The organism is Streptomyces sparsus, from assembly GCF_054776295.1.
In genome coordinates, this window is sequence record NZ_BAAHCA010001645.1 from 1 (window position 1) to 611 (window position 611).

A 611-nucleotide genomic window follows, 5' to 3' on the forward strand; every position below is an offset into this window, starting at 1 on the left:
GCACCCGAGGGCGGCCGGCCTGGTCCAGCGCGGGCTGCCGGCGGGCGGGGCGAGGCCGAGGGCGAGGGCGACGACCATGCCGTAGGAGACGACGGTGGACATGCCCATCACGTCGAGCGGCCCGAAGGTGCCGACGGCCCGGATGTCCTGGCCCTGGTAGGAGGCTCCGGTACCGGTGAGGTACTGGTGGACGCCGATGCCGCCCTGAACGACGGCGACCAGCAGGACCGTGCCGGCCAGCACCCGGAAGTCGGCGCGGTCGCGCAGCAGCAGGGCCACGGCGGCCGGTACCAGGACGAAGACCTGAAGGTAGCGGACGAAGCCGGGCAGGCTCGCGGTCGGGTCCCAGGAGGTGGCGGTGGCGACGGCGAACGCGACTGCGGGCGCGGCGAGCAGCAGCACGGCGAGTCGGCTCAGCGGCCGGTGGCGGTGGCGCAGCAGCCGGATCGCGCAGTGCACGACGAGCACGCCGGACGCGGCGTCGGCGAGCGTCACCCGGCTGCCCTCGGCGCCGTCGTCGCTGACCGGCGCGCACAGCAGGAGGAGCACGGCGACGGCGGGCAGTACCGGCGCGAAGGGGGCCAGCCGGGCGGCGGTCCGCAGCGCGGGGG

At 76.4% G+C, this 611-nt stretch carries 1 pseudogene; it reads right to left on the minus strand.

Annotation, left to right across the window (positions count from 1 at the left end):
• Positions 1–611 (minus strand): annotated as a pseudogene (locus ACYVE9_RS30080) (O-antigen ligase family protein); the annotation flags it as partial.